The 23,409-nt window shown below is 74.0% G+C and carries 22 protein-coding genes and 2 pseudogenes; 13 read left to right on the top strand and 11 right to left on the bottom strand.

Annotation, left to right across the window (positions count from 1 at the left end):
- Positions 1-269 precede the first annotated feature (269 nt).
- Positions 270-773 carry a MarR family winged helix-turn-helix transcriptional regulator gene (locus tag ACFVXH_RS35215; protein WP_074003348.1) on the bottom strand — a complete coding sequence of 168 codons (504 nt, stop codon included), beginning with the start codon at positions 771-773 and terminating at the stop codon, positions 270-272.
- Between the two features lie 85 nt (positions 774-858).
- On the opposite strand from ACFVXH_RS35215, the gene ACFVXH_RS35210 reads away from it, so the two are divergent.
- From ACFVXH_RS35210 to ACFVXH_RS35195, 4 genes and pseudogenes are all read left to right on the top strand, one after another.
- A complete protein-coding gene (locus ACFVXH_RS35210) occupies positions 859-1,365 on the top strand; it encodes a cupin domain-containing protein (protein WP_117486302.1) in 507 nt (168 codons plus the stop codon).
- A gap of 44 nt (positions 1,366-1,409) precedes the next feature.
- Positions 1,410-1,808: pseudogene (locus tag ACFVXH_RS35205) on the top strand (RidA family protein); the annotation flags it as partial.
- Between the two features lie 281 nt (positions 1,809-2,089).
- The gene (locus ACFVXH_RS35200; protein WP_387830023.1) at positions 2,090-3,571 is read left to right on the top strand and encodes a flavin-containing monooxygenase; all 1,482 of its coding nucleotides are present in this window, start codon (positions 2,090-2,092) and stop codon (positions 3,569-3,571) included.
- Positions 3,572-3,624: 53 nt separating this feature from the next.
- On the top strand, positions 3,625-4,680 hold the full coding sequence (locus tag ACFVXH_RS35195) for an NAD-dependent epimerase/dehydratase family protein (RefSeq protein WP_387830021.1): 1,056 nt from the start codon (positions 3,625-3,627) through the stop codon (positions 4,678-4,680).
- 2 nt (positions 4,681-4,682) lie between these two features.
- Here the strand turns inward: ACFVXH_RS35195 and ACFVXH_RS35190 are convergent, their stop codons facing one another.
- Together ACFVXH_RS35190 and ACFVXH_RS35185 are read right to left on the bottom strand one after the other, a co-directional pair.
- The gene (locus ACFVXH_RS35190; protein ID WP_387830019.1) at positions 4,683-5,840 is read right to left on the bottom strand and encodes a sensor histidine kinase; all 1,158 of its coding nucleotides are present in this window, start codon (positions 5,838-5,840) and stop codon (positions 4,683-4,685) included.
- Positions 5,837-6,610 (bottom strand): response regulator transcription factor, encoded by a 774-nt coding sequence (locus tag ACFVXH_RS35185; RefSeq protein ID WP_387830016.1) that lies wholly within the window; start codon positions 6,608-6,610, stop codon positions 5,837-5,839. Before ACFVXH_RS35185 ends, ACFVXH_RS35190 begins: the two co-directional genes overlap by 4 nt.
- Before the next feature lie 199 nt (positions 6,611-6,809).
- Between ACFVXH_RS35185 and ACFVXH_RS35180 the strand changes: the two are divergent.
- The 4 genes and pseudogenes from ACFVXH_RS35180 to ACFVXH_RS35165 all read left to right on the top strand — a co-directional run.
- Positions 6,810-7,502, top strand: a pseudogene (locus ACFVXH_RS35180) (glycosyltransferase family 2 protein); the annotation flags it as partial.
- Entirely contained in the window at positions 7,479-8,159 is a 681-nt protein-coding gene (locus tag ACFVXH_RS35175; RefSeq protein WP_387830152.1) for a DUF2064 domain-containing protein, read from the top strand. The pseudogene ACFVXH_RS35180 and the gene ACFVXH_RS35175, both read left to right, overlap by 24 nt.
- Positions 8,156-8,827, top strand: coding sequence for a methyltransferase domain-containing protein (locus ACFVXH_RS35170; RefSeq protein ID WP_049658826.1), 672 nt, complete (start codon positions 8,156-8,158; stop codon positions 8,825-8,827). Before ACFVXH_RS35175 ends, ACFVXH_RS35170 begins: the two co-directional genes overlap by 4 nt.
- Positions 8,828-8,860: 33 nt before the next feature.
- On the top strand, positions 8,861-9,106 hold the full coding sequence (locus ACFVXH_RS35165; RefSeq protein ID WP_387830012.1) for an acyl carrier protein: 246 nt from the start codon (positions 8,861-8,863) through the stop codon (positions 9,104-9,106).
- Positions 9,107-9,118: 12 nt separating this feature from the next.
- On the opposite strand, the gene ACFVXH_RS35160 is transcribed toward ACFVXH_RS35165, so the two are convergent.
- The 4 genes from ACFVXH_RS35160 to ACFVXH_RS35145 all read right to left on the bottom strand — a co-directional run bounded on the left by ACFVXH_RS35160 (position 9,119) and on the right by ACFVXH_RS35145 (position 13,264).
- Complete coding sequence (locus ACFVXH_RS35160) at positions 9,119-10,456, bottom strand: glycosyltransferase 87 family protein (RefSeq protein ID WP_387830009.1); 1,338 nt, start codon at positions 10,454-10,456, stop codon at positions 9,119-9,121.
- Between the two features lie 62 nt (positions 10,457-10,518).
- On the bottom strand, positions 10,519-11,376 hold the full coding sequence (locus ACFVXH_RS35155) for an S-methyl-5'-thioadenosine phosphorylase (RefSeq protein WP_387830007.1): 858 nt from the start codon (positions 11,374-11,376) through the stop codon (positions 10,519-10,521).
- Between the two features lie 86 nt (positions 11,377-11,462).
- Complete coding sequence (locus tag ACFVXH_RS35150) at positions 11,463-11,975, bottom strand: hypothetical protein (RefSeq protein ID WP_387830005.1); 513 nt, start codon at positions 11,973-11,975, stop codon at positions 11,463-11,465.
- Entirely contained in the window at positions 11,972-13,264 is a 1,293-nt protein-coding gene (locus ACFVXH_RS35145; protein WP_387830149.1) for a molybdopterin-dependent oxidoreductase, read from the bottom strand. Before ACFVXH_RS35145 ends, ACFVXH_RS35150 begins: the two co-directional genes overlap by 4 nt.
- Positions 13,265-13,564: 300 nt before the next feature.
- Between ACFVXH_RS35145 and ACFVXH_RS35140 the strand changes: the two genes are divergently transcribed.
- Positions 13,565-13,945 carry an alpha/beta fold hydrolase gene (locus ACFVXH_RS35140; protein WP_380777174.1) on the top strand — a complete coding sequence of 127 codons (381 nt, stop codon included), beginning with the start codon at positions 13,565-13,567 and terminating at the stop codon, positions 13,943-13,945.
- On the opposite strand, the gene ACFVXH_RS35135 is transcribed toward ACFVXH_RS35140, so the two are convergent.
- On the bottom strand, positions 13,938-14,255 hold the full coding sequence (locus tag ACFVXH_RS35135) for a cytoplasmic protein (protein WP_380777173.1): 318 nt from the start codon (positions 14,253-14,255) through the stop codon (positions 13,938-13,940). The two genes, ACFVXH_RS35140 and ACFVXH_RS35135, sit on opposite strands and share 8 nt — an antisense overlap.
- A gap of 396 nt (positions 14,256-14,651) precedes the next feature.
- Positions 14,652-15,617 (bottom strand): NAD(P)-dependent alcohol dehydrogenase, encoded by a 966-nt coding sequence (locus ACFVXH_RS35130; RefSeq protein WP_387830002.1) that lies wholly within the window; start codon positions 15,615-15,617, stop codon positions 14,652-14,654.
- Between the two features lie 98 nt (positions 15,618-15,715).
- On the opposite strand from ACFVXH_RS35130, the gene ACFVXH_RS35125 reads away from it, so the two are divergent.
- Positions 15,716-16,396, top strand: a complete 681-nt coding sequence (locus ACFVXH_RS35125) for a TetR/AcrR family transcriptional regulator (RefSeq protein WP_387829999.1) — start codon at positions 15,716-15,718, stop codon at positions 16,394-16,396.
- Between the two features lie 157 nt (positions 16,397-16,553).
- Here ACFVXH_RS35125 and ACFVXH_RS35120 read toward each other — a convergent pair whose 3' ends face one another.
- Complete coding sequence (locus tag ACFVXH_RS35120) at positions 16,554-17,183, bottom strand: TetR/AcrR family transcriptional regulator (protein WP_074003363.1); 630 nt, start codon at positions 17,181-17,183, stop codon at positions 16,554-16,556.
- Positions 17,184-17,280: 97 nt separating this feature from the next.
- Here ACFVXH_RS35120 and ACFVXH_RS35115 point away from each other — a divergent pair, with 97 nt between their 5' ends.
- Positions 17,281-18,777 carry an APC family permease gene (locus ACFVXH_RS35115; RefSeq protein WP_387829996.1) on the top strand — a complete coding sequence of 499 codons (1,497 nt, stop codon included), beginning with the start codon at positions 17,281-17,283 and terminating at the stop codon, positions 18,775-18,777.
- A gap of 151 nt (positions 18,778-18,928) precedes the next feature.
- Entirely contained in the window at positions 18,929-20,665 is a 1,737-nt protein-coding gene (locus ACFVXH_RS35110; protein ID WP_387829993.1) for an amidase, read from the top strand.
- A 325-nt stretch (positions 20,666-20,990) separates the two neighbouring features.
- Here the strand turns inward: ACFVXH_RS35110 and ACFVXH_RS35105 are convergent, their stop codons facing one another.
- Positions 20,991-22,139: a hypothetical protein gene (locus ACFVXH_RS35105; RefSeq protein WP_387829990.1), complete on the bottom strand. Its 1,149-nt coding sequence runs from the start codon at positions 22,137-22,139 to the stop codon at positions 20,991-20,993.
- A gap of 700 nt (positions 22,140-22,839) precedes the next feature.
- Between ACFVXH_RS35105 and ACFVXH_RS35100 the strand changes: the two genes are divergently transcribed.
- Entirely contained in the window at positions 22,840-23,397 is a 558-nt protein-coding gene (locus ACFVXH_RS35100) for a hypothetical protein (protein WP_387829988.1), read from the top strand.
- The last annotated feature ends 12 nt before the right edge of the window (positions 23,398-23,409 follow it).

Here is a 23,409-nt window from a genome sequence, read left to right as displayed (position 1 = left end):
GCCACCACCGGCCCGCACGGCATCGTGCTGCCGGGCTCGACGCTGGGCGCCGGCACCACGGTCGGGCCCGCCGCGCCGGTGAATGCACGGCGGGAGGATCCCGGACGGGACGCGTCGGAAGCGGAGTACGTCAGGGTGCGGCAGTCGTCACGGACGGCACACCGCACCGGGTGTCGGCCGCCGTACGCGTTCCCCGCGGACGGCGGCCGACGGCGTTCCGGGGCGGTCGGGGGTGGCTGGACCTCGGGCGAGGGCGTCGGGCCGGGCCGTCAGGGTGCCGGGGTCTCCGTGCCCTCGACGTCGGCGAGCAGTTTGCGCAGGAGCCCGTCCAGGGTGGCCCGTTCCTCGCCCGAGAGGGCGGAGAGCAGCGCGGTCTCGTTGGCCGCGTGGTCGGTGAAGGCGGCGTCCACGAGGGCGCGTCCGGCCGCGGTGAGGGCAATGCGGACGCTGCGCCGGTCCGCCGGGTCGGTGCGGCGTTCCACCAGGCCCGCCGATTCCAGCCGGTCGATCCGGCTGGTCATGCCGGCCCGCGACATCAGCAGCAGCGCGGCGAGTTCGGAGGGCATCAGTTCGTACGGCGCGCCGGAGCGGCGCAGGGTCGCGAGAACGTCGAACTCGCCGCGCTGGAGGCCGTGTTGCTTGAACACCTCTTCGACGACCCGGCCCGCGAGCAGCGCGAAGCGGCCGAGGCGGCCGACGGTACCGACCGCCGCCAGGTCGAGGTCCGGGCGCTCCCGGCTCCACTGGTCGAGCATGACGTCCACGTGATCCATGGGGGAATGTTATTCGATGGAAGATAGTTAGACGTAGTACTATCAGCCGAGGAACTATCGGAGTGCTCACCGTGGGGAGAGACCAATGACGTTGATCGGACCGGAAGCCGTGGTCGTGCGGGGCGACGAAGCCGAGACCGTCTCGATGCTCGGCGGCCAGGGGCGGCTGCTGGCGGACTCCAGCGCCACCGGCGGCGCCCTGAGCACCCTGCGCGTCACGCTGGGGCGCGGCAAGGACGGCGCCACCCCGCACTACCACGGGGGCTCCTCGGAGCTGTTCTTCGTCGTCGACGGCTCGGCCCAGGTGCTGGTCGGGAACGAGGTCGTCACCGCCCGCAGCGGCGACCTCGTGGTGGTACCGCCCCACCTGCCGCACGCCTTCGCGGCGGCCCCGGACTCCGGGGCGGACCTGCTGATAGTGATCACCCCCGGCGTGGAGCGCTTCGACTACTTCCGCCTGCTGGAGCGGATCCGCGCGGGCGAGGCGACGGTCGAGGAACTGCTCGCCAAGCAGGACCTCTTCGACAACCACTTCCTGGAGTCGCCGAGCTGGCGCGACGCCCGGGAGGAAGCCGCCCGGTCCGAGCCGTAGAGCGCCCGGCACCGAGCCCGGCCCGACACCAGGAGAGGAAACCCGTGACCGACACCCGCGCCATCACCAACCCGCCCGGCCTGCACGACCCGACGCCGTTCGGCTACAGCCACGCCGCCTCCGCACCCGGCGAACCGGTGTTCATCGGCGGCCAGTACGCCTCCGACGCCGACGGCCAGGTCGTGCCCGGCGACTTCGCCGCCCAGGTGGAACTCGCCCTCGCCAACCTGCACACCGCGCTCGCCGGAGTCGGCCTCGGCTTCGAGCACGTGGTCCGCCTCGGCTCGTACATCGTCGACCACGACCCGCAGAAGCTCGCCGTCCTCGGCAAAGCCCTCGCCGGGGCCTGGGGCGACCGGCTGCCCGCGCAGACACTCAGCGGAGTCGCCTCGCTCGCCCTGCCCGGGATGCTCTTCGAGATCGACGCGATCGCCGTCCGACCGACAGCGGCGGCAACCGACTGGCCCACCCACCCGCAGGGGTCCCACCCGCCGGTGGGACCCCTCGCCGTACCGCCGCCGTACCATCGCCGTTCGAGCCGGCCCGGGCCACTCACACGGCCCGGGCCGCCGCCGGTGGAACCGTCCTGCGCGCAGGTCGCGGAGCCGGCGACGGACCGAGGTGGCCCGGATGAGGCTGCCCGTCGCCCGCCCCTGTCGCACAATGCCAAAAGCTTGTCGGGAAAAGACGATACGGCCGCCCCGCGAACCACGACAGTGGACCCATGACCACACACCGCACCGACGTCCTCGTCATCGGCGCCGGAGTCGCCGGCATCGGCGTCGCCTGCCGCCTGCGCCGGGAGCTCCCCGGCCGTGACTTCGCGATCCTGGAGCGCCGGGCCGGCATCGGCGGCACCTGGGACCTGTTCCGCTACCCGGGCGTCCGCTCGGACTCCGACATGTTCTCCTTCGGCTACCGGTTCCGCCCCTGGAACGGGACCAGGGTGCTCGCCGACGGCGAGTCGATCCGCGACTACGTGACCGCCACCGCCCGCGAGTACGGCGTCGACAAGGCGATCCACCACGGACTGCGGGTGCTGGCCGCCGACTGGTCGAGCGAGCACCAGCGGTGGACGGTGACCGCGCTGCGCGAGGCGACCGGCGAGCGGGAGACCTGGGTCTGCTCCTTCCTCGTCACCTGCACCGGCTACTACGACTACGACCGGGGCCACCTGCCCGAGTTCCCCGGCGCCGAGCGGTTCGAGGGCGTGCGGATCCACCCGCAGCACTGGCCGCGGGACTTCGACCACACCGGGAAGCGGGTCGTCGTGATCGGCAGCGGCGCGACCGCCGTCACGCTCGTCCCGGCGCTGGCCGACCGGGCGGCCCATGTGACGATGCTCCAGCGCTCGCCCTCGTACGTCCTCTCGGTGCCCTCGGTCGACCGGATCACCGCCTGGCAGCAGCGGTTCCTGCCCGGTCCGCTGGTCGCCAGGATGACCCGCCGACGCAACATCGGCCTGCAGCGCGCCCTCTTCCGGACCGCCCGGCGCTTCCCCCGCGCGACGCGCCGGATGCTGCTGGCCGGGGTGCGCCGGGCGGTCGGCCCGCGCATCGACATGACCCACTTCAGCCCGGCCTACGACCCGTGGGACGAGCGGCTGTGCGCCGTCCCCGACGGCGACCTCTTCCGGGTGCTCCGGGAGGGCCGCGCCGACGTCGTGACCGACACCGTCGAGACCTTCACCCCCACCGGCATCAGGCTCGCCTCCGGCCGGGAACTCGCCGCGGACGTCGTCGTCACCGCCACCGGCCTGAACCTCCAGGCCTTCGGCGGCGCCACGATCAGCGTCGACGGCGAACCGCGCGACCTGCACGACGTCTGCACCTACAAGAGCGTCATGCTCGAGGGCATCCCCAACCTGGCCTGGGTCTTCGGCTACACCAACGCCTCGTGGACCCTGAAGGTCGACCTCGCCGCCGCCTACCTGGTGCGCCTGCTCAGGCACCTGGACGCCACCGGCCGCACCGTCGCCGTGCCCGTCGACCACGCGGCCAACGCGACCGCCGAGGGCGTGGTCGACGAGCTGACCTCGGGCTACATCCGGCGGGCGAAGGACGTCATGCCGCGCCAGGGGCGCGAGTTCCCCTGGCGGATGGTGATGGACTACCACCACGACCGGAAGGTCCTGCTGTCCGACCCGATCGAGGACGGCGTCCTCGCCTTCGGCGGGCCCGGGAGTGCGCGTCTTACCGGTCCGTGACGCCGCCCCGTGTCGACCGGCCGCGGGCCCGGTCGGACGCTAGCGTCGGCGGCATGAGAATCCTGGTCACCGGCGGTGCCGGCTTCATCGGCGCGTCCGTGGTGCGCGCCCTGGTCGCGGCCGGGCATCACGTGCGCGTCCTGGACGCCCTGCTGCCCGCGGTCCATCCGACCGGGAACCCGCCCGCGCTGCCCGCGGGTGTCGACTTCCGGCGCGGGGACGTCCGGGACGCGGAGACCGTCGAGGAGGCGCTCGCCGGGGTGGACGCGGTCTGCCACCAGGCGGCGATGGTCGGCCTGGGACTGGACCTCCAGGACGCACCGCGGTACGTCGGCTGCAACGACCTCGGCACGGCGGTGGTCCTGGCCGCGATGGCGCGGTCCGGCGTCCGACGGCTGGTCCTGGCCGGATCCATGGTGGTCTACGGGGAAGGGCGCTACCACTGCGCGGAGCACGGCGAGGTGGCACCGGGGCCGCGGCGGCCCGCCGACCTGGACGCCGGACGGTTCGAGCCGCCGTGCCCGGTCTGCGGCGCTCCCCTGCGGCCGGGCCTGGTCGCGGAGAGCGCACCCGCCGACCCGCGCAGCGTCTACGCGGTGACCAAGCTCGCGCAGGAACACCTCTCCGCCGCCTGGGCACGCGCCTGCGGCGGAACAGTACTGACGCTGCGTTACCACAACGTGTACGGCCCCGGGATGCCGCGCGACACCCCGTACGCGGGGGTGGCGTCGCTGTTCCGCTCCGCCCTCGCCCGCGGCGAGGCGCCCCGGGTCTTCGAGGACGGCCGCCAGCGCCGGGACTTCGTCCACGTCGAGGACGTCGCCGCCGCCAACCTCGCGGCGCTGACGGCCGTGGGCGACCGGCCGCCGGGCAGCGTCCGGGCGTACAACGTGGGCAGCGGCGAGGTGCGCACCATCGGTGAGATGGCGGCCGCGCTGGCCGCCGCCCACGGCGGCCCGGCCCCGACGGTGACCGGCGAGTACCGGCTCGGCGACGTGCGGCACGTCACCGCCGACTCGAACCGGCTGCGCGCCGAACTGGACTGGCTGCCGCGCGTCCCGTTCGACCGGGGCATGGCGGAGTTCGCCGCCGCACCGCTGCGGGTCTGAGGTCAGCTCCGGGCGGACGGCAGAGCGATCTCGAAGCAGCAGCCGCCCGCCACGTTGTGGACGCGGGCCCGCCCGGCGTGGGCCTCGACGATGCCGCGGACGATGGCGAGGCCCAGGCCGGCACCGCTGCCGCCGGCCTCGGGCCGGTCGGACCGCCCGCCGGGATCGGCCGGCCTGGGCGTGCGGGCCGCGGTGCCACGCCAGCCGGTCTCGAAGACCCGGGTCAGATCCTGGGCGGGGATGCCCCCGCAGCCGTCGGTGACCGAGAGCAGCACCTCGTCCGCCTCCCGCCGCGCGGAGACCGTGACCACGCCGTCCTGAGGGGTCGAGCGGATCGCGTTGACCAGCAGGTTGCCCAGGACCCGGGTGATCTCGCGGCTGTCCACCTCGACCGGTTCGGGCTCCACCTGCCGGCCTTCGAGCCGGACACCGCGCTGCCGGGCCAGCGCGTGGGCACCGGCCAGCGCGTCGTCGACCAGGTCGTAGACGGAGACCCGGGAGAGCGAGAGGGCGAGCGTTCCGGCCTCGATGCGGGAGAGTTCGAACAGGTCGTCCACCATCCCGGTGAGCCGCTCGACCTCGGTGCGGATCCGCCGGAGGTAGCGGTCCGGCTCCTCGGCGACGCCGTCCTCCAGCGCCTCGGCCATCGCGCGCAGCCCGGCCAGCGGGGTGCGCAGGTCGTGGGAGATCCAGGCGACCAGCTCCCGCCGGGACTGTTCGAGGGCCTGTTCACGGCCCCGGGATTCGGCGAGCCGGGCGCTGGTGGCGGACAGTTCCTCGCTCAGTTGGGCCAGTTCGCGGCCCAGCGGGTGGACGGGCGCGGTGAAGCCGGTGTCGCTGCCGACGGTCCGGGCGGCCGCGGTCAGGGCCCGGCTGCCGGCGACCACCTGTCGGCCCAGCAGAGCGGCTGTGCCCAGGGACACGACGGCGGCCATGGCGAGCACCGTTATCACGACACCGAGGTCGTGGGCGGAGAGGAACATGGCCTGCGCGACGGCGAAGGTGCCGGAGACGACCGCGAGCACGGTGACGACGGCGACGCAGAACAGCGAGAGCGCCATCGAGCGCCTGCGCAGCAGCCGGACGGCCGGCCAGCCGAGCAGGCCCGCTCCGCCCGCGCCGAGCGCGGCGAACAGGGCGATCAGCAGCAGGTCCTTCACCCGCGGACCTCCCCGGCACCGGGCACCGGGTCGTAGCGGTAGCCGACGCCCCACACCGTGCTGATCATCCGGGGGGCGGCGGGATCGTCCTCGATCTTCTCGCGCAGGCGCCGCACGTGGACGGTGACGGTGGAGAGGTCGCCGAAGTCCCAGCCCCAGACGCGGGCCATCAGCTCCTGGCGGGAGAACACCGTCCCGGGGAACCGCAGGAGGAAGGCCAGCAGGTCGAACTCCCTTGCCGTCAGGGACAGTTCCCTCCCGGAACGGTGAGCACGACGGGCCGGCCCGTCGACGGTGATGTCCCCGGAGCGGACGGGCCCGGCCGGGGCGCCCGTCGCGGGTGCCGCGACACGCGAGCGCCGCAGCACCGACTGGACCCGCAGGACGAGTTCGCGTGGACTGAACGGCTTGGTGACGTAGTCGTCGGCGCCCAGCTCCAGGCCGAGGACGCGGTCGGCCTCGTCACTCCTGGCGGTGAGCAGCACGACCGGCAGCTCACCTCCGGCGGCCTGGCCGCGCAGCCGCCGCAGCACCTCCAGGCCGTCGATGCCCGGGAGCATCAGGTCCAGGACCACGAGGTCGGGCTGGTGGGCACGGGCGAGGGCGAGCCCCCGCGGACCGTCGGCGGCGTGGTCGACGCGGTGGCCGGCCCGGGTGAGGTAGCCGGCGACGACCTCGGCCACGGTCGGGTCGTCGTCGATCACCAGGATGCGGCCGGCGGCCGACGGCCCGGCGATGGCGGAGGGCTCGTTGGCGGAGGGCTCGTTCACCCCGCCGAGAATAGGCGCCGGGCGCCGGTGCGGACGCCGCCGCCGTCCCCCCGTTCGACCTCCGTAAGATCCTGGGCCCCGTCCGCACACCGGTCCGCACACCGGTGCGGGCCCCGACGGCTCCCCGGTGGGCCGTCGGCGCGACGTTCGGCTTCCGTAAGGCTGCGGCACCACCGTCCCGGGCCGACACGCCCTTAGCGTGGCCGACGTGACCTCCGCTACCCCTCGTTCGTCCGGTGTCGATGTCGTCCTGCCCTGCCTCGACGAGGCCGAGGCGCTGCCCTGGGTGCTCGGGCGCATCCCGCCCGGCTGGCGGGCCGTCGTCGTGGACAACGGTTCGCGGGACGGCTCGGCCGAACTCGCCCGATCGCTCGGAGCGACCGTGGTCGAGGAGTCCCGGCGCGGGTTCGGCGCCGCCTGCCACACCGGGCTCCTCGCCGCCACCGCCGAGCTGGTCTGCTTCCTGGACTGCGACGGCTCGCTCGACCCCGCCCAACTCCCCCGGGTCACCGCTCCGGTGGCCGACGGCACGGCGGACCTCGTCCTCGGCCGCCGCCGGCCGGTGAGCACGGGCGCCTGGCCCGTGCACGCACGGCTCGCCAACACCGTGCTGGCCCGCCGGCTGCGGGCCCGCACCGGCGCCCCGCTGCACGACCTGGGCCCGATGCGGGCCGCCCGACGGGAACGCCTGCTGGCGCTCGGCCTGGGCGACCGCCGCTCCGGATACCCGCTGGAGATGGTGCTCGCCGCCTCGGCCGCCGGCATGCGGATCACCGAGACCTCCGTCGACTACCTGCCGCGCGCGGGCCGTTCGAAGGTCACCGGCACGGTGCGCGGCACCCGGCAGGCGATCCGGGACATGCGGGCCGTGCTCGCCGCCCCGCCGCCCACCCTGCTGGTCATCGCCAAGTCGCCCGTACCAGGCCGGGTGAAGACCCGGCTCACCCCGGCCTGCACGCCCCAGCAGGCGGCGGCGCTGGCCGAGGCCGCGCTCTCCGACACCCTGCACACCCTGGCCACCGTGCCGGCCGGGCGGCGCCTGCTGGTCCTGGACGGCGAACCGGGCCGCTGGCTGCCGCCCGGGTGGCAGGTGCTTCCGCAGAGCGGCGGCGGACTGGACGCCCGGCTGGCGGCGGCCTTCGGCCACGCGGCCCGGCTGGCCCCGCACGCGCCCGCGCTGCTGGTCGGCATGGACACCCCGCAGCTCAGCGCGGCCACCCTGGCCGAGCCGCTCTCCCCGGCGGGCCGGGCCGGGGCCGACGCCTGGTACGGGCCCGCGACCGACGGCGGCTTCTGGGCCCTCGGCCTGGCCCGGCCGACCGAGGACCTCGCCCGCCGGCTCCTCCTCGGGGTCCCGATGTCGACCCCGGACACCGGGCAGGTGCTCCTCGACCGGCTCACGGCGGCCGGCCTGACGGTGCGCACCCTGCCCGAAGCCACCGACGTGGACACCGTCGAGGACGCCCTGCTGGTCGCCTCCCAGGCGCCGCGGAGCCGGTTCGCCGCCCGCCTGCACTCGTTCCGGACCGTCCCCGAGGTGGCGGGTTGACCGGCACCTCGACGGCATGGATCGACGACCCGTTCGCCGACGCCGTCCGCACCGGACGCGGTCCGCTGTGGCTGCGCGGCGACGACGGACGCCGGATCCCGCTCGACATCGAACGCTGGTGCGCACCGGCCGCCGGCGGCGACCACAGCCTCCTGATGCGCTGCTTCCACCTGTCCGCGCCGGTCGTGGACCTCGGCTGCGGACCCGGCCGACTCGTCGCCGCGCTCCTCGCCGTGGGCGTCCCGGCTCTCGGAGTCGACGTCACCCCGGCGGCCGTCGCCCGCACCCTGGGCCTCGGCGGCGCGGCCCTCTGCCGGTCGGTGTTCGACCGGCTCCCCGCCGAGGGCCGCTGGGGTGCGGCCCTGCTCGCGGACGGCAACCTCGGCATCGGCGGGAACCCGGAGGCCCTGCTGCGGCGTGCGGCCGAACTGATCGCGCCGGACGGGCTGTTGCTGGTGGAGGTCGAGCCGCGCGAGGTCGACGAACGCGTCACCGTCCGGGTCGAGGGCCCGGACGGCCGGCTCGGCCCGCCCTTCGCCTGGGCACGCCTCGGCGCCAGGGCCGCCGCACGACGGGCCCACGGCGCCGGGCTCGTCGAAGCGGAACGCTGGACCTCCCACGGCCGACGCTTCCTCACCCTGCGCCGCCGCACCGCGCCCGCCCGCTGAGAACCAGTGATCGAACGGAAGGCAGCTACCCGTATGACCACCATCGAAGAGCGCATCATCAGCCACATCTCCGAGAAGCTGGGGCCGGGTCACGACATCGCCGCGGACACGGACCTCTCGTACGTGCTGGACTCCACGGCCGTCATGGAGGTGGTGGTGTGGATCGAGGAGGCGTTCGGCTTCTCGGCCGAACTCGACGAGATCAACCCCGACACCTTCGGCTCGCCCGCACGCCTGGCCCAGTGGGTTCGCCGGAACGTCGAAGGCGCTGCCACCTAGCTCGGCCGCCGGTCAGTTCCCGGCCCCCGCCACGGCGGCGACCCGCCCTGTACGGCGCTGGCGCAGCAGCGGGACCAGGAGGACGACGCACAGGGCCGTGCCGTAGGCGAACTGCTGCGCCACCGGGCCCTGCACCAGGTAGAGCGCCTGCCCGGCGGCCGGGACGGCCAGCCACTCCCAGCGGCCGTCGAGCGCCACCAGCGCGACCACCAGGAGCCCGTACCAGGGGTAGGAGGGCGCGACCAGCAGCAGCGCCGTGCCCGTCACCAGGAGCGCGCCGGCCCACGGCCGACTCCGGTCGCCCCGGCGGAGGACCCGGACCACCATGGCCGCCAGGACGAACGCCGCCGCCCACGGTGCGAGGCGGTCGGACAGCACCAGCCGCAGCAGCCCGAACCGGTCGATGTGCCCCTGCTCGTAGCCCTCCTCCTTCAGGTAGCCCGGCAGGTAGCCCAGGACCGAGGTGCCCGAGGCCACGACGTACGGCAGGTAGGACAGGGCGAAGGCGCCGAGCGCGGATCCGACCAGCAGGACGTCCTTCCGCGAAGGGCGCCGGGCCGACAGGCCCGCCAGCGCGCCGGGGAGGACGAGGGCCGGCAGCAGCTTGGTCGCGACCGCGCCGCCCAGGAGGACCCCGCCTCGCACGGCCCTCCCGCGCGCCGCGCAGCCGAGTCCGGCGACCGTCAGCAGGGCTCCGAGCGTGTCCACGTGCGCGTCGTTGACCGCCCACACGGCCACGCCGGGGAACCACCCCCACAACGCGGCCCGCCACCGCTCCCGCCCCACTCTCAGCAGCAGGGCGGTCGTCGCCACCGCCAGCACCGCACCGCCGGCCTGCACCCCGCGGACCCCGCCGCCGAACGGGTGCACGACGACGAACCAGACCTGTGCCACCGGCGGATAGATGGTGTGCACGGCCGGCCGGTTGATCCGGGTGCAGTCCCCGGCCGTGGTGCGCCGCTCGTCCCAGCCCGTGCAGCCGTCACCGACCGGGAAGAGCCCCGGGTCACGCAACCGGGCCAGCGCCGGATCGTCCGGGGTGTGGGCGTAGGGCGAGATCCCGGCCGCCTGGACCCGGCCGTCCCAGACGTAGCGGTAGGCGTCGTCACTGGTGCGGGGCGGGGCCAGCAGCCCGACGGCGGCGACGGCCACGGCGCCGACCAGGACCAGCGGCGCGACCAGCCGACCGGGCACCCTGCGCAGCAGCAGCACCGCGACCGCGAACAGGGCCGTGTCGAGGAGGTACCAGACGGCGAGCGGCACGGAGCCGCCGTCGGTGACGGTCAGCGCCAGCGCGCTGACCAGGGCCGCGAGCGCGAGCACGCAGGACGGAACGGTACGGTCGATCATCCTGTCCAACCTCCCACTGATGAGGCCTCACGGCCCCGGCGTTCCCTCGCCGGGGTGGGGCGTCAGACGCCGGGGACCCCCGGAAGACCGGTCGTGAGACCGTCCAGGGCGTGCGGGCAGGGGCACTCGCGCACCAGCGGCAGCCGTTCCACCGCCTTGAACAGCACGGCGCGCAGCCGGTCGACGTTGCGGGCGAACTCCTTCAGCACCTCGCCGTGGGTGACGCCCGCGCCGCTCTCCACCCCGGCGTCGAGATCCGTGACCAGGGCCAGCGAGGCGTAGCAGAGGCCGAGTTCACGGGCGAGGACGGCCTCCGGATGTCCCGTCATGCCGACCACCGACCAGCCGTTGGCGGTGAACCAGCGGGACTCGGCGCGGGTGGAGAAGCGCGGGCCCTCGATCACCACCAGCGTGCCGCCGTCGACGGGCTCCCAGTCCGCCTCCCGGGCGGCCTCCAGTGCCGCCTTCCGCCCCGCCGGGCAGTACGGGTCGGCCATGGACACGTGCACCACCTCCGGCACCGTGCCGTCCGGCAGCGGCAGGCCGTCGTAGAAGGTCTGCGGGCGCCCCGAGGTCCGGTCCACGAACTGGTCGGGCACCAGCAGCGTGCCCGGCCCGTACTCCGGGCGCAGCCCGCCCACCGCGCACGGCGCGACCACCTGCCGCACACCCAGCGTGTGCAGCGCCCACAGGTTGGCGCGGTAGTTGATCCGGTGCGGGGGAAGCCGGTGGCCGCGCCCGTGCCGGGGCAGGAACGCGACCCGGCGGCCGGCCGCCTCTCCCACGAACACCGCGTCGCTCGGTTCGCCGTACGGGGTGTCCACCCGTACCTCGGTCACGTCGTCCAGCAGCTCGTAGAGCCCGGAGCCACCGATGACGCCCACCTCGGCGCTCGGCGGGACGTCCTGGTCGACCGTCATCCCGGTCCACCTCTCTTCTCGGGAACAGCCCCCCGGCCAACTCTAGGAACGGACCGGGCCGGAACCGGGGCACCATGCCTTACGGATCACGAACGTCCCCGCGCCGCCGGCTCGCGGCGAGGCCTGTGCGACCGTCGCCGCCGGGCCGTCGCAGCGAGCAGGCAGAGCGCCGAGACGGCGAAGAACGCCGCGGTCAGCAGCAGCCAGCGCCCGAGGAAGACGTCCGGGTCCAGGCCGGTGGCGGAGCGGTACCCGGGGACGCGACGCAGGACGAGCGGGTACCAGACGACCAGCAGCAGCAGCGAGAGGAAGGCGGGGACGCGGACGTAGTTGACCGTCGGCATCCGGTGCGTACCGCCCGCGGGAGCCTGGCGGACACCCGTCAGGGCCTGGGCGGCCCGGTCGGTGAGCGTGTAGAGCGGCAGCAGGACCAGGTCGTGGAGCAGTGCGGCCCCGACGAACCAGATCGCGACGCCGAGCGGATCGCCCTTGAGGAGGCGGATCCCGGCGTACAGGGCCAGGGCGAAGGAACACAGGAGGAGGAGCAGGTGCAGGGGGGACGCGCCGTAGCGCTCGCGGAGGCCGCTGCGGCGCTTCATCCGGTGGCTCCGAAGGTGAGGCGGGTGACCCATTTGGTGTTGTGGACACCGGGGTTGGCGGGAACGATGATCCGGGCCGGGTAGCCGTGGTCGGGCGAGAGGTCGGCTCCGTTGACGCGCAGGGCCAGCAGGGAGCGGGCGTCGCGGACCTGGTTGTCGCGCAGGACGGTGGAGGAGAAGGACCCGCCGCGTTCGACGGATTCCACGAAGACGTCCGGTGGGCTGTCGGTCAGGCCGACGAGCGCGGCCAGCTCGGTCAGCCGGACGCCGGTCCAGTCCTGGTCGGGGGTGGACCATCCCTCGACGCAGGCGATGGGCAGGGCCGCGGTGGTCTGCGGCAGGCTCCTCAGCTGGTCCAGGGTGAGGACGGTTTCGCGGCCGGGGCCGCGGACGGTCAGCCGCCAGTCGGGGCCGATGTCGGCGGGGCGGATGCCGACGACGGCGGCGGTCTTGTTGATCTGGAAACCGTTCGGGCCGTCGCCGGGCTCCTGGCCGTGCGGGGCGAGCAGCGCGGTCCTGCGCCACCATCCGCCGATGCTCTGACCGACCGTCACCGCGAACAGCGCGAGGGAGCCCGCACCGACCAGCGCGAGGGCTCCGCGCCGGGAGACGGTCGCGGGGGCGGGGCGCGGGGAGACCAGACCGGTGCCGTCGGGCGGCTCGGGCAGCGTGTCGGCGGCGCCGGTGCGCAGTTCGGTGCGCAGGCGCCGGCTGCGCAGCGCCCGGACCATGACCGGGACGCGGAACACCACGTGGACGGCGAAGGCGCCGATGAAGACCCAGGCACCGTAGTAGTGCAGGGTGTAGAAGGAGCCGGGGAAGATGTAGTGCAGCTGGATGTTGAGGATGCCGGTGGCGAACTCGAACAGCGCGCCGCCGACCAGGAGCAGCAGCGACAGGCGCTCGACCGCCTGGGCCGGCGAGCGGAGCGGCGGCCAGGCGAAGAGCTTGGGGATGACCGACCAGAGCTTGGCCAGCAGCACCGGGACCAGCACGATGCCGAGGGTCACGTGGATCCCCTGGTTCAACCGGTACAGCCAGCTGGGGCTGGTCGGCCAGGAGAAGAGGTAGAAGCCGAGCCAGCCCTTGTCCGGGGTCTGGTCGTTGACCGCGGCGAGGTCGGGGTTGTAGGCGGCGTAGGACAGCAGCCCGGTCACGAACACCACCGTGATCCCGGGCAGCAGCACCAGGCCGAACACCGAGGTGAGCCACGGGCCACGCAAGGGGCTGCGCCAGAACTCCGGGCGCGCGGGCCCGGGCGGGGGGCCGGCGGCGAGCGCGGCACGCAGGCGGGATCCCCTGGCCTTGAGGGCTGTGCGCGTCGGCGCGTGGGGGGCCGGTCGCCGTCCCTCCGCGGTGTGGTCGCGCGGCGGCGCCGGGGGCTGGTCGGGCTGCTCGGGCTGCGGGAGCGGTGGCGGAGGTCCGGCGGCCGGCTTGCCCGCGGAGGGCTGCGGTGCCGGGACCGGCCCGGGCTCCCGCTCGGGGCCGGGTTCGGGGCGGTGGGGTCCGTCGGCGTCGTCGTGGGCGTTCAGGGTGGCGCTCCTTCGCGGGTGCGTGCGGAGGCGGGTTGGCCGCGCTGACACGACCGTATGCCGCAGATCACCCATGAAGCAGCAATCAACTTATTACGGAATTACAGGTCGCCGTCGGTCATCGAGGAAGCATCCGGCGGCTCGCCCCATGGACCTGAATGCACGTCAGATCATCTTCTGCCGCGGCACCCTGGCTCGGCCGTCCGAACCCCAGCACCGGCACGGCGCAGCAACCGGTCGCGCAGCGCCGCGGTCACGGGCGGACGGCGGCTGTCCCGCGCCTCGAACGAAGGCCTCGCGACCGACATCCGGTTCGTCGGGATCCCCGACGCCGGCCACTTCCTGTCGGAGGAACAGCCGGAACTCCTGAGCCGCGAACTGATCGGCTTCTTCAAGGCTCGCGCGAACGCGGCACCCACCAGGCAGCCGGTCATTTGAGTTCGACGAAGATGATGTGGGTGTCCGTCGTCCCGATGTTCTCGCCGACGTGGGTCCGGGCCGGCAGCCAGTTCGCCTCAGGTGCCCGTGTCCGTTCGACCTCGACCACGGTGTCGCCCTCGGTCATGCGGCGTCGGAAGGTGCTCAGGACGACCATGACGCTGTCGGGGTGGTAGTGGAGCCCGGTCTTGACCCCCGGGGTGTCGCGGTACTCGAGCACCCGGACGCGCGCGTTCTCGAAGACGATGCGGTAGAGGTCAGGGTCGGTGACGGTGGGGTCCTGGTCCTCGGCATCTCCTTGGCCCGTCATACGGCGGCAGCCGCCTCGCCGGCCGGTGCCGGATCGACGCCGCGCTGTCCGGGCAGGCTGTCGGGCCCCCGGGGGCCCGCGGAAGCGGGAGCTTGGGCGGTGCTCTGCGTCATGCTGGGCCTTTCGACTTGAGGGAGAACAGCCGGCCGTAGGCGGCCTGCGACAGCGGCGAACGGGACGATGACGACCAGCGGCGGACCGCCACGCGCGACGACAACCCCGGGCCTCCGACACTGCCGCGATCAAGAACGAGGCGCAGCCTGACGCCGCCAACCGGCCCCAACCCGCGATTGCGCCGAACGTGGGCGTCCTGGTCCTACGACCCCTTGAAACCGTTGCTCAGATGAGGCCGCACGAACCCGTACGGGTGACTGCGATCAGCACCTCCACCGGCTCCTACCCGACCCTGACCACGTACTTGCCCCGGACGCCGCCCGCCTCCAGCGCCCGGTGTGCCGCTGCCGTCTCCTCCAGGGGGAAGACCGTGTCCACCGCGGGGCGCAGCTTGCCCTCGGCCACGTGGCGGGCGAGGTCGTCGAAGTCCGCCCATTTGGGGTCGCCGCTGAAGAAGCGGACCCGGCTCTGTCCGTGGACCGTGCTGGCCGCGACGTAGCCGAACGTCGCGGCGGGCCGTTTCGGGTCGAAGGCGAGGGCGACCATGCGCCCGTCGGGGGTCAGCAGGCGCCGGAAGGCCCGCAGGTCGGGCCCCACGGCGTCCAGGACCACGTCGAAGCGGCCCAACTCGGCCGAGCGCACGGTCCGGTGGTCGACGGCCCGGTGCGCGCCGAGCCCGCGGACGAAGTCGAGGCTCGCCGCGCGGGCGAGGGCCGTGACCTCGGCGCCGTACGCCCGTCCGAGCTGGACGGCGGCGTTGCCGACACCGCCCGCCGCGCCCCGGACGAGGAGTCGTTCGCCGGGGCGCAGCCCGGCCTTGTCCCGCAGCGCGGTGATGACGGCGGTGGCCACCGGCAGCGCGGCGGCGTCCACCGGGTCGAGGCCGTCGGGGAGCCGGCCGACCCGCTCGGCGGGCACGGTGACGTACTCGGCGGCGCTGCCGAACCCGGAGGTGCGGCCCAGGACTCCCCAGACGCGGTCGCCGGCCGCCAACCGGGTGACTCCGGCTCCCGGTGCGGCGACCTCGCCGGTGAAGTCCAGGCCGACGCGCTTGGGGAACGTCCGGCCGCTCAGGAGGCGGAGACGGCCGGAGCGGACGGCCAGTTCGCCGCCGTTGACGCTGAACGCGCGCACCTTCACGAGGACCTCGCCGCGGGCCGGCTCGGGGCGTGGCACGCGGCCCGTGTAGAGCACGTCGGGGCCGCCGTAGCGGTCGTAGAGCACTGCCTTCATCATGTGGTCGTTCATCGTTCCGCCTTGCCGCCGGGGGCCGTAGGGATCTGGCAGCGACCGTAGGCTCTCAAGTGGACGCAATCGTCCGTTTCGACCGGAAGCGAGAGACAGTGATGGCGGAATCCTCTCGGATCACAGCCCGGGACGGGGTGCGGGCGGACGCCCGGCGCAACCGGGAACGTGTCCTCGTCGCCGCCCGTGCGGTCTTCGCGGAGCACGGGATCGACGCCCCGATGGCGACCGTGGCCCGTCGGGCCGGGGTCGGCGTGGCGACGCTGTACCGGCACTTCCCGACCCGGGACGCCCTGGTGCGGGGCGCGTTCGCGCGGCAGATGGAGACCTGCTCGCGGGCGCTCACCGAGGCGCTGGCCGCCCCCGACCCGTGGCAGGGCTTCCAGCAGCTGGTCGAGACGGTCTGCGCCCTGCAACGGGAGGAACGCGGCTTCCCGGCCGCGTTCGTCACGGCCTTCCCGGACAGCACGCCGGAGCACGCGCAGTCCCGGCGACGGGCCGAGCGGGACCTCACGACCCTGGTGCGCAGGGCCCAGGCCTCGGGCGCGCTGCGGGCCGATTTCCACCCCTCCGACCTCACCGTGGTCCTGCTGGCACACTGCGCCCTGGTGACCGCCCTGCCGGACGACGGTGCGGCGTCCCGGCGCCTGGTGGCCTACCTGCTCCAGTCGTTCCGCGCCGACGCGGCCAACGGACCGCTGCCTCCGCCGGCCGCACTGACACTGCGCAACCTCCCGATGCCGACGGACAGTTCGCAGCGGCAGCGGCACCCCAGGGGCTGACACAAGACGGCACCTGCCGCAGGGGCACGCCAGTCCGACGACTCCGCCGACGTCCCGCCCGTCCGGTTGCGGGGCGCTCGGGGCCGGTGCCCTCACGCTGGTGTCGGGGACCAGGAGCCTCAGTCCCGTCCCGGGGAAGCGACGACCACCCCCGGCCCTACGGGGTCCGCCGCTCCACGCCGTCGAGCAGCAGACCGAGCCCCAGCTCGAACCCGCGGTCGTCGAGGCCCGTCGCGCCGCCGCCGCGGGCGAAGGAGCTGTCCAGGGCGTCCGCGAGCGCCGGGTACTCCGGCCGGTACTCGGCCGGTGCCCGGGTGAAGCCGGCCGCGAAGGTCTCCACCGCGGAGCCGAGGACCAGGTAGTCCACCGCCGCGGCGACCTCCGCCGCGTCCGCGGGGCCGAGGCCGGCCCGGCCGAGGAGGGCGAGCAGCCCGTTGTAGCCGCGCAGCGCGCTGGCTGCTTCGACGCGGCGGCGGGCGAGCAGGGCGATGGCGTTCGGGTGCCTGAGGAAGACCGCGCGGTAGCCGCGCGCGTACGCCGCGAGGCCGGCCCGCCAGTCGGGATCGCCCAGCGGTGTGTGGTCGATCTCGTCGTTGACCAGCCCGGAGACCGCGTCGACCAGCTCGTCCTTGCTCTGGATGTGGTTGTAGAGCGAGGCCGCCTTGACCCCGAGCCGCTCCGCCAGCGCCCGCATGGTCAGGCCGTCGGGGCCGTCCTCGTCCACCACCTGGAGCGCGGCGAGCGCGATCCGCTCGCGGGTCAGCACTGCCCTGCTCGGTCGGCCCACCGAAAAATCCCCTCTTCCGCTCCCCGTGTCCGGAGGCTATCGTGCCAGATCAACAGCGGTTGCTAACAAAGTTAGTTTTATCTGGAAGGCGCAGCCCGTGGCCGAGACCACCCCGACCGATGCCGACCGGCTGGCCACGCTCGGCTACCAGCAGGAGCTGCGGCGCAGCCTGACCGTGCTCGGAAACATCTCCATGGGCTTCGCCGTCGTCTCCCCGGTCGTGGGGCTGTACGCCGCCGTGCAGGTCGGCATGAGCGTCGCGGGCGGGGCCTGGGTCTGGGCGCTGCCGCTGTGCCTGCTCGGGCAGTGCCTGGTCGTCGCCGTCTACTCCGAGCTCGCCTCGCAGTGGCCGCTGGCCGGCGGCGCCTACCAGTGGAGCAGACGCCTGGCCAGACCGGCCGTCGCCTGGCTGAGCGGCTGGATGTGGCAGTTCGCCGTGATGTTCGGCAACACCACCGTCGCCTACCTCGCCTCGCCCTGGCTCTTCGCGCTCTTCGGCACCGTCCCGACGCCCACCGAACAGGTCCTCGTCTCGGCCGGCTTCATCCTCTGCTGCACCCTGGTCAACGCCTACGGCATCAACTTCCTGCGCTGGTTCGTCGGCCTGGGCATCGCCGCCGAAGCCGTCGCCTCCGTCCTGGTCGGCCTCACCCTGCTGCTGGTCTTCCGGCAGCACGGCCTCTCCCTGCTCACCGACTTCCTGAACGCGCCGAAGGGGCTGGGCATCAGCGACACCGGTGCCCTGCTCGCCGCCCTGGCCGTCGCCGGCTGGGCCTTCATGGGCTTCGACGCCTGCGTGTCGACCGCCGAGGAGACCAAGGACGCCGCCCGACAGGTCCCCAGGGCGATGTGGTGGTCCCTGCTCAGCGTCGGACTCGTCGTCATCCTCAACGCGGTCTCCGTCGAACTCGCCCACCCCGACCCCGCCGACGTCGTCGCGGTCAAGGACCTCGACCCGGTCACCACCGCCGTCACCCACGCCTTCGGCGGCTGGGCCGAGAAGCCCTTCGTCCTCGTCGTCCTGATCAGCTTCACGGCCTGCCTGATGGCCTCCCAGGGCGGCGCCGCCCGCGGCCTCTACTCCCTCGCCCGCGACGACGTCTTCCCCTTCTCCCGCCACGTCCGCAAGGTCAACCGGCACAAGGCGCCGATCGGCGGCCTCGTCGCCGCCACGGCGGTCAGCTGCGCCGCGCTGGTGCTCGGCCTGAACACCTCGGCCATCGGCAGCCTGATCACCTTCGGCAGCGCGGCCATCTTCGTGCCGTTCTTCATCCTCGCCCTCGTCGCCCTCGTCGCCCGCCTGCGCGGCACCTGGACGCCTGCCGGAGCGGTCGACTACGGACGCCTCGGCACCCCGCTCAACGTCCTCGCGGTGCTGTGGACCGGCTTCGAGCTGGTCAACATCTGCTGGCCGCGCGCCATCCTCGCCCCGGCCGGAGCACCCTGGTACCAGATCTGGGCGGCGCCGCTCGGCGTCGGCACCGTCACCCTCGCCGGCCTCGCCTACCTGCTGGCGCGCCGCCCCGACCGCCGCATGACCGACACCGACCAGGAGCACCCGCACACCGCCGAACTCGCCCCCGCCGTCCTGTAGCCGGCGTCGGCCCGGGCGGCACCGCTCGGCCGACGCGTGCGAAGCTGCATCCCATCCCCCGGGCGGGGTCACGTCCCACCAGCGGCCCAGCGCCGCACCTTCGAGGCCCGACACCTCGGACCGTTCAACCGAAAACCCTGGAGGCACCCGCATGACACGCGCATTCGACGTCGTCGAGACCGGTATCGCCGACCTGCGCGCGGCGTTGGAGAAGGGCGAGACCACCGCGGTCGGCCTGCTCGACGCCTATCTCGCCCGGATCGACGCCTACGACCGGCCCGGCACCGCCACCGCGCTCAACGCGATGGTCGTGACGAACCCCCGCGCCCGCGCCGAGGCCGAGGCCTCCGACGCCCGCCGCGCCCGCGGCGAGACCCTCGGCCCCCTCGACGGCATCCCCTACACCGCCAAGGACAGCTACCTCGCCGAGGGCCTCACCGCCGCCGCCGGCTCACCGGCCTTCGAGCACCTCGTGGCCCAGCGCGACGCCTTCGCCATCGAGCGCCTGCGCGCCGGCGGGGCCGTGCTCATCGGCCTGACCAACATGCCGCCGATGGCCAACGGCGGCATGCAGCGCGGCGTGTACGGCCGCGCGGAGAGCCCGTACAGCGCCGACTGGCTGACCAGCGCCTACGGCTCCGGCTCCTCCAACGGCTCCGGCACCGCCACGGCCGCCTCATTCGGCGCCTTCGGCCTCGGCGAGGAGACCTGGTCCTCGGGCCGGGCCCCCGCCTCCAACAACGCGCTGTGCGCCTACACGCCCAGCCGCGGCGTGATCTCGGTGCGCGGCAACTGGCCGCTCGTCCCGACCATGGACGTCGTCGTCCCCCACACCCGCACCATGGCGGACCTGCTCGAACTGCTCGACGTCATCGTCGCCGACGACCCGGACACCCGCGGCGACCTGTGGCGCGCCCAGCCCTGGATCCCGCTGCCCGCGCCGTCCCAGGTCCGTCCGGCCTCCTACCCGGCGCTGGCCCCCGCCGACGCAGCAGCGGCGCGCGCGACGCTCGCCGGCCGGCGCGTCGGCGTCCCCCGGATGTACATCAACGCCGACCCCGACGCCGGCACCAACCCCGACGGCGGCATCGGCGGCCAGACCGGGCAGCCGATCGACACCCGCGCCTCGGTGATCGCCCTGTGGCAGGCCGCCCGCCGCGACCTGGAGGCCGCCGGCGCCGAGGTCGTCGAGGTCGACTTCCCCGTGGTGACCAACTACGAGTCGGACCGCCCCGGCGCGCCCTCCCTGCTCACCCGAGGCCTGGTCAGCCGCGACTTCCTCACCCACGAGATCCTCGACCTCTCCGCCTGGGCCTGGGACGACTTCCTGCGCGCCAACGGGGACCCCGCGCTGGCGACCCTCGCCGAGGTCGACGGCGCGCTCATCTGGCCCAAGCACCCCGGCGAACTGCCGGACCGCTACGCCGGCTTCGACGACGGGATCGCCGACTACCCGCGGCTGGTGCGCGACAACCCCTATGCGTCGATCACCGAGATGCCGCACCTCGAGGAAGGCCTGCGCGGCCTGGAGGAGACCCGCCGGATCGACCTGGAGACGTGGATGGACGAACTCGGCCTGCACGCCGTGGTCTTCCCCACCGTCGCCGACGTCGGCCCCGCGGACATGGACGTGAACGAGGCCTCCGCCGACCTCGGCTGGCGCAACGGCGTCTGGGTCGCCAACGGCAACCTCGCCCCCCGCCACCTCGGCATCCCGACGGTCACCGTCCCCATGGGCACCATGACGGACACCGGCATGCCCGTCGGACTGACCTTCGCGGGCCGCGCCTACGACGACAACAGCCTGCTCCGACTCGCCGCCGCCTTCGAGTCGACCGGGCACCGCCGCACGGAGCCGCCGCGCACCCCGCGCCTTCCGGTCGTCTGACGACCTGACGAACCGTCAAGACACCGAGGAATTAGCGGGTTTACACCTTCCCGACCATGATTCCACAGACCGGAGAGGCCGCTTCCACCAGAAGGTGGAGGCGGCCTCTCCGGCCCTTCCGCCCCATCCGCGGGTCAGCTCGAAGCCTTGAGCCAACCGGCCGAGGCACTCGACCGGGCGCACCGCACGGGTCATCCCCTGCGCGCGACGCCACCTGGAAGGACCGTTCACGGCGCCGGGGTGAGCACAGGTCCATGTCCTCGCACCGGCGCCGGTGCGACGTGGGCAACCCCGATCGGAACACCGCCGCACGGGGCAGCGGGTACTACCAGGCGATGAGGATGTAGCCGTCGCCGCCGCCGGCCGCGTCGGACGGGTTCCGGGCTCCGGCCCCGCCGGCGCCGGGGACGTCGTCCTCACCGGGCGGATTCTCGCCGCCGTGGCCGCCCGAGCCGCCGGCGCCGCCGTCGGTGCCGTCGCTGCCGGCGCCGCCCCGCCCGACACCGGGCGGCAGGGTGGCGCCGGGCGGCAGAGCGACCGTCGGGATCCCGCCCGCACCGCCGGCGGTGCCACCCTGACCGCCGCGGGATCCATTGCCGCCGCCGCCCGGGCGGCCGCCGGGGGGAAGCGCGTTGGCGCCGTGTCCGCCGGGGGCGGCGTCGCCGCTGGCCGCGCCGGCCTGGCCGGAGCCCCCGGAACCGCCCGGGGCCACGCTCACCGAGACCGTGTTCCTGCCACAGGTCTTCGGGGACGCCCTGAACGCGGCGCCGCTCCCACCCCGGCCGCCCGGACCACCCGCGGCTCCGGTCCCGCCGCCTCCGCCCGCGCCGCCGAGCGAGCCGGTGGACGCCTCCCCGCCCCGGCCGCCCCGCCCCGCACCGGCCGGCTCGCCGGGGAACCCGCTGTGGCCGCCGCCGAAGAGGAGTTCGACGGAGCGGTCGCTCGCGCGGACGTAGGTGTAGCTTCCGTCCGGGCTGAAGAGGCTGGCCCCACTGCCCGGGGTGCCCGCGGCACCGGGCTTGGCGGGCCGCGCGGTGGCACCCTCCCGGCCCCCGGCACCGCCGGTACCACCCTGGGAGTTGTTCCTCCTCGGCGGGCCGCCCTTGCCGACCGTGACGGAGAGGACCGTTCCGGGAGTGACCGACACGGCGCAGGTCACGAACACCCCCGCGCCACCGCCTCCTCCTCCCCCGCCCCCTCCGCCACCCGCTCCGCCACCCCCACCGCCGCCCGTGGCGTGGCCCAGGAAGGTCCAGTTCCCGCCCCCACCACCGCCGCCCCCACCGCCGCCTCCGCCCCCGGCGGCTCCGCCCCCGCCGGAGCCGAGCGCGTAGAGGGTCACGGTGCTGACGCCCTCCGGCACGGTGAACGAGTACTTGCCGGCCTGGGAGTACGCCTGTTGGCCGTGGGGCTGATCGACCGCCGCCCGGGGCCCGGCCCTGCCGACCTCGGCCTGAGCGGGGGCAGCGGTCACACCAAGGACGCAGCACAGTGCGGCGGGCACGCACAGCAGGGCCCGCCGGCGAGCGCGCCCGGAAGCGGGCCCACCACCCGAGGCCGACATCGGCGACGACACAAGGAACCCGCCGGGGCGGGAACCGAGGGGACCATGGAGTCTCATGGCTGCATCGTGTGCCAACTCCCATGGCACCGCTGCGCTTTCGACGCGAACTACCTCGTTCGGGTGGGTCGTTCCAATGGGTCGGCCAACGGGCGGAGCTCCCCACCCGCCAGCCGTGACACGGTGACGGTCGTGCTGCCTTTACCGCTGGAATGCAGGACCGGTCGACCCCAAAGGCCCCGCCGGCGTGGCGGCGGGAGCGGAGGCATGGCATATAGGACGCATGCGGACTTTTTGTAGTCGCGCGACTTCCCTGAGTCAGGGGATCGGTGTCGCCGCGGCCGCCAAGGCCGAACTGCACCGCAGTCCTGAACCGGGCAACAGCACCACTCCGCCTCTGGAACCACCACGCCAGAGCCGGCCTCCCACCGCAGGTCTTCCACCCGCGGAACACCGCCGGAGGGCGTGACCGGCGGTCACCGTACCCCGATCATCCCGACAACCGGGCGGCCGGAAGCGCAAGTTGGCCCTCCGAGTCTCGCCGAGACCGGACGCGGCCGGATCGCACAACCGAACTCAGCAGAAGGAGCAACATCCGATGATGAGAAGCCTCATGGCCACGAGCACGGCCAGCGGTCTGCTGGCCGCACTCTGCGCGGCGGGCGCAGGTACCGCGCACGCGACGTCACTGGTCGACAACCTCACCTGCGAGGCGAAGGACGCCGCGCTGACATTCGCGAAGGGGGTGACCGACACCCCCGCCGCCAACAGCTACACGCTCACCGGCAACCTCATCAACTGCGAAAGCATGTCCGGGGCCTATCCGAACGTCGACCACGGCACCGTCGTCGCGGTGGGCTCCGGAACGCTCTCCTGTGGCGCCACTGATTCCTTCAACGGCAACGCGACCTTCACCTGGTACGACGCCTCCAACAGGAACGTCGGCACCACCACAGTCTCCTTCCAGGGCGGCGGGAAGGGCACCTCGGCCTCCGGCGACATCTCCAACCACGAGACCGGTATCACCAACGCGACCAGCACCGTCGCACCCCTCAACAACTACGACAGCAGCTTCGCGCCGACCGGTTTCACCGGCTCGTGCACCGACCCCGGCGGGGTGACAGCCCTCACTGGGGACAACTTCTTCGACTTCAGTCTCATCCAGGTCTGAGCCCCGCCCGAC

The sequence above is a fragment of the Kitasatospora sp. NPDC058184 genome, from assembly GCF_042883725.1.
GTDB lineage: Bacteria > Actinomycetota > Actinomycetes > Streptomycetales > Streptomycetaceae > Kitasatospora.
The sequence above is the reverse complement of the archived record's forward strand: the minus strand, read 5'-3'. Positions and strand labels throughout refer to the sequence as shown.

Coding starts and splice junctions, on each gene's coding strand:
- ACFVXH_RS35100 (WP_387829988.1), top strand. CDS start 22,840: ATGGCCACGAGCACGGCCAGCGGTCTGCTGGCCGCACTCTGCGCGGCG.
- ACFVXH_RS35110 (WP_387829993.1), top strand. CDS start 18,929: ATGACACGCGCATTCGACGTCGTCGAGACCGGTATCGCCGACCTGCGC.
- ACFVXH_RS35155 (WP_387830007.1), bottom strand. CDS start 11,376: ATGACGGTCGACCAGGACGTCCCGCCGAGCGCCGAGGTGGGCGTCATC.
- ACFVXH_RS35150 (WP_387830005.1), bottom strand. CDS start 11,975: ATGAAGCGCCGCAGCGGCCTCCGCGAGCGCTACGGCGCGTCCCCCCTG.
- ACFVXH_RS35160 (WP_387830009.1), bottom strand. CDS start 10,456: ATGATCGACCGTACCGTTCCGTCCTGCGTGCTCGCGCTCGCGGCCCTG.
- ACFVXH_RS35125 (WP_387829999.1), top strand. CDS start 15,716: ATGGCGGAATCCTCTCGGATCACAGCCCGGGACGGGGTGCGGGCGGAC.
- ACFVXH_RS35195 (WP_387830021.1), top strand. CDS start 3,625: ATGAGAATCCTGGTCACCGGCGGTGCCGGCTTCATCGGCGCGTCCGTG.
- ACFVXH_RS35200 (WP_387830023.1), top strand. CDS start 2,090: ATGACCACACACCGCACCGACGTCCTCGTCATCGGCGCCGGAGTCGCC.
- ACFVXH_RS35165 (WP_387830012.1), top strand. CDS start 8,861: ATGACCACCATCGAAGAGCGCATCATCAGCCACATCTCCGAGAAGCTG.
- ACFVXH_RS35215 (WP_074003348.1), bottom strand. CDS start 773: ATGGATCACGTGGACGTCATGCTCGACCAGTGGAGCCGGGAGCGCCCG.
- ACFVXH_RS35140 (WP_380777174.1), top strand. CDS start 13,565: ATGCCGCAGATCACCCATGAAGCAGCAATCAACTTATTACGGAATTAC.
- ACFVXH_RS35210 (WP_117486302.1), top strand. CDS start 859: ATGACGTTGATCGGACCGGAAGCCGTGGTCGTGCGGGGCGACGAAGCC.
- ACFVXH_RS35135 (WP_380777173.1), bottom strand. CDS start 14,255: ATGACGGGCCAAGGAGATGCCGAGGACCAGGACCCCACCGTCACCGAC.
- ACFVXH_RS35130 (WP_387830002.1), bottom strand. CDS start 15,617: ATGAACGACCACATGATGAAGGCAGTGCTCTACGACCGCTACGGCGGC.